We start from the raw sequence: 791 nt of genomic DNA, 5'->3' as shown, positions 1-791 counted from the left end.
CGCCGCTGAGCGGCAGCCGCACGGTGACGCTGGTGCCATGGCCGAGCGTGCTCTCCACCTCGAAGGCGCCGCCATGCAGGCCCACCAGACCCTTCACCACCGCGAGGCCGAGGCCGGAGCCGCGCGCGCGCTGGTCCGCATCGCCGGCCTGGAAGAAGGGCTCACCCAGGCGCTTCAGCTCCTCCGGACCCATGCCCGGCCCGCTGTCGCGCACCCGCACCACGAGGCGGTCCGCCTCGGCGCGCAGCGCCACCTGGACCCGCCCGCCCTCGGGCGTGAACTTCACGGCGTTGGCGATCAGGTTGATGAGGATCTGCCGTAGGGCCCGCCGGTCCGCTTCCACGGACGGCAGGCGCGCCGCGAGCCGGGTGCGGATGGCGATGGTGCGGCGGGCGGCCTCCATCTGCATCATCTCCACGCAGCCCGCGACCAGGTCCGCCGGGTCCACCGGCTCGAGGTCGAGCATGTAGGCGCCGGCCTCCACGCGGGAGAGGTCGAGAATGTCGTTGACGAGGCCGAGGAGGTGCCGGCCGCTGTCGTGAATGATGCGCGCATAGTCCGCCTTGCGGGCGTCGTCGATCGGCCCCCCGGCCTCGGTGGCGAGGATCTCCGAGAAGCCGATGATGGCGTTGAGCGGCGTGCGCAGTTCGTGGCTCATGGCGGCGAGAAAAAGTGGGGCGTCTTGGGGCGGGGCGTTTGGGGCGGCCTCGGGCCTCGGCACGGGCCGGCGCGCCCTCGGCCTCCGCCCGCGCCTTGTGGGGGCGCTGGGGCCTCGCTGCCGAGAATGCAAG

General features: G+C 73.3%; 1 protein-coding gene. It reads right to left on the bottom strand.

The window, feature by feature from the left end; translation table 11 throughout:
• On the bottom strand, positions 1–721 hold a 721-nt coding region (locus AC2W7M_RS26580; protein WP_486136189.1), incomplete at its 3' end, for a sensor histidine kinase.
• Positions 722–791: the final 70 nt, after the last annotated feature.

Source organism: Xanthobacter sp. BG11Y11_SDJG (assembly GCF_057364445.1).
Note: the sequence above shows the minus strand (reverse complement) of the source record. Positions and strands in the feature narration are given on the sequence as shown.